Source organism: Pseudomonas sp. R62 (assembly GCF_000257605.1).
Lineage (GTDB): Bacteria > Pseudomonadota > Gammaproteobacteria > Pseudomonadales > Pseudomonadaceae > Aquipseudomonas > Aquipseudomonas atacamensis.
Genome location: NZ_JH635998.1, coordinates 1,582,562 through 1,585,538 on the forward strand (window position 1 = coordinate 1,582,562; position 2,977 = coordinate 1,585,538).

General features: G+C 63.3%; 4 protein-coding genes. All 4 read right to left on the reverse strand.

Annotated features, from left to right (window positions below; all coding sequences use genetic code 11):
• Window positions 1-692 (reverse strand): DNA gyrase subunit A (locus tag OQK_RS08345; protein WP_038860753.1); only part of this gene is annotated, 692 nt, incomplete at its 3' end.
• A gap of 7 nt (window positions 693-699) precedes the next feature.
• Window positions 700-1,224: a retropepsin-like aspartic protease family protein gene (locus OQK_RS08350; protein WP_016771968.1), complete on the reverse strand. Its 525-nt coding sequence runs from the start codon at window positions 1,222-1,224 to the stop codon at window positions 700-702.
• Complete coding sequence (locus OQK_RS08355) at window positions 1,221-2,210, reverse strand: esterase-like activity of phytase family protein (protein ID WP_016771969.1); 990 nt, start codon at window positions 2,208-2,210, stop codon at window positions 1,221-1,223. Before OQK_RS08355 ends, OQK_RS08350 begins: the two co-directional genes overlap by 4 nt.
• A partial coding sequence (locus tag OQK_RS08360; RefSeq protein WP_038860755.1) for a toprim domain-containing protein occupies window positions 2,210-2,977 on the reverse strand: 768 nt, incomplete at its 5' end. The genes OQK_RS08355 and OQK_RS08360, both read right to left, overlap by 1 nt.

Genomic DNA, 2,977 nt, shown 5'->3' on the forward strand with positions numbered 1-2,977 from the left:
GGCGTGATGATTTCCGCTTCGGTCGGATAGTCCGGCCCCTGAATGTGTTCGCAGAGCTGCTCGACCGTGGCTTTCGGCTCATCGAGCAGACGCACGCAGGCGGTGGCGACTTCACGCAGGTTGTGTGGCGGCACGTCGGTGGCCATGCCCACGGCGATACCGGTGGTGCCGTTGAGCAGAATGTTCGGCAGGCGCGCTGGCAACACCAGCGGTTCCTGCAGGGTGCCGTCGAAGTTCGGCCCCCAGTCAGCGGTGCCCTGGCCCAGCTCGCTGAGCAGCACTTCGGAATAGCGCGACAGCCGCGCTTCGGTGTAACGCATGGCGGCGAAGGACTTCGGATCGTCCGGCGCCCCCCAGTTGCCCTGGCCGTCGACCAGCGTGTAGCGATAGCTGAACGGCTGCGCCATCAGCACCATCGCTTCGTAGCACGCCGAGTCGCCGTGGGGGTGGAATTTACCGAGCACGTCACCGACGGTACGCGCCGATTTCTTGTGCTTGGAATCAGCGTCCAGCCCCAGTTCGCTCATGGCGTAGACGATACGCCGCTGTACCGGCTTCAGGCCGTCGCCGATATGCGGCAAGGCGCGGTCCATGATCACGTACATGGAGTAGTTGAGGTAGGCATTTTCGGTGAAGTCAGCCAGCGAGCGGCGTTCTACACCGTCCAGGCTGAGATCAAGGGAGTCGCTCATGCGGGCCTCATCGGTTCGTTGTCTGGCGCAGCAGCATGGTGCCACCGCGCTGGGTAAATTCAAGTCTGTTCAGGGCGCTCATGCCGAGCAGCACCTGATCGCCATGCAGCCCCGGCGCCACCAGTGCGCGGACATCCCGCAGGACGATGTCGCCCAATTGCAGGCGGGCAATCTTCGTTCGATAGCCCTGGCTCAGGCCGTTGGCCGTGCTCAGGGTCACGCCGAAACCTTCTTGCAGCTTCAAACGCTTGGCCAGATCCGCCGGGATCGCCACATCGGTGGCGCCGGTGTCGAGCATGAACTCGACCGGCTCGCCGTTGATCTGGCCGCTGGCGACAAAATGCCCTTGGGCATTGCTCGCCAGTTTCACTTCGATAAATCCTTCGCCCTGCTCCGACGTAACCACGATGTTCGGATTCTGCTGGCGCTGCTCCCACTGCCCAAAAAACTTCGTCGCAAGAAACAACGCCGCGCACCAGGCGAGGATCATCAACACCCGACCGGCGCGCTTGCCCGGTGGCTGCTGGCTCATGGCCTGGCACTCCAGCCACCGTCCGGCGCGGCAAAGCGCCAGACCACCGGGCGGACTTCGCCATCAGCACGCGGGCCAAAATTGTTGTCGACGCCGATCCACGCACCTTCGGCATCAACGATCAGCGCTTCCTCCAGTCCGTAGTTCTGCGAGTAGCGGCGATTTTCCTGCAACAGTTCGCCGGCATACGACCAGCACTGCTCGACCTTGGCCGTCTGCGCATCGCGACGGCAGATCTCGAAAGCGTTGCGCTCAAGGGTAAACAGCTTGCCGTTGAACAAGGAAATGTCGGAAAAGTCGCGATGAACCGCTTTCGCCTTGGGAAACTGCGGCGGCTGCATCTCCTTGCCGCCCTCACTGAGCAGCACGCAGCGACCGTCACAATCCCACACCGTCTGCTGGCGCTTGATCAGCAGCAAACCGCGTTTTTGCCGTTCGGCGGCCAGCCACATCTGATCACCGGCCGGGTTGATCGCCAGGCCCTCGAAGATCGAGTTGAACTTCAGCAGCAGGCCGCTCGCCCGCGCTTCGCGAACCAGCAGCGGCGAGATTTTCAGCCAGTTCGCCGGACCACTGACCGGCACCTGCAATACCGCCGCATGGGCCTCACTGACGATGTAGCGATTGCCCACGCTGTCGCAACTGATGCCCTCGAAATCCAGATCGCCACCGCGAATGAACGACGCCGCCCAGGTGCGCGAACTCAAGCCCCACGGCAAACCGCTCTCCGGCACAGGCGGCACGTCGATGTGCACGGTTTGCGCCTGCCAGACCGGATCGCGGGTATCGAGCCGATAGATCTGCTCGTCATCGCGATCGGAAACCGTCCACAGCTCATTGCCACACATGGCCAGGCCCGACAGGTTACCGCCGCGCATGCCTTCGACCGGGTGTTCGGAAAGCAGCCGCAATTGTTGCAGCGGCTCGGCCGACACGCTCAGCGCACTCAGCAGCAACGCCCCCGCCAAGGCCCAGCCAAACTGCATCAGGCCAGCACCTCGGCGAGGTTGCCTTTGGATTCCAGCCAGGATTTGCGGTCACCGGCGCGTTTCTTCGCCAGCAGCATGTCCATCATTTCCGAGGTTTCGGCGAAGTCTTCGCCCAGCGTCAACTGCACCAGACGCCGGGTGTTCGGGTCCATGGTAGTTTCACGCAGTTGCGGCGGGTTCATTTCGCCCAGACCCTTGAATCGGGTGACCTGCGGCTTGCCGCGTTTCTTCTCGGCCACCAGGCGATCGAGAATACCGTCGCGCTCGGCCTCGTCGAGGGCGTAGTAGATTTCTTTGCCGAGGTCGATGCGGTACAGCGGCGGCATCGCCACGTAGACGTGACCGGCATCCACCAACGGGCGGAAGTGCTGAACGAACAGCGCGCACAGCAAAGTCGCAATGTGCAGACCGTCGGAGTCGGCGTCGGCGAGGATGCAGATCTTGCCGTAGCGCAGCTGGCTCATGTCCGCCGCGCCCGGATCGACGCCGATGGCCACGGCGATGTTGTGCACTTCCTGGCTGGCGAGCACTTCGCTGCCGTCGACTTCCCAGGTGTTGAGGATCTTGCCGCGCAACGGCAGGATCGCCTGGAACTCCTTGTCCCGCGCTTGCTTGGCCGAACCGCCGGCGGAGTCACCCTCGACCAGGAACAGCTCGGAACGCATCGGGTCCTGCCCGGCGCAGTCAGCCAGTTTGCCGGGCAATGCCGGGCCTTGAGTGACGCGTTTGCGCTCGACTTTTTTGCTCGCCTTGAGACGGCGGCC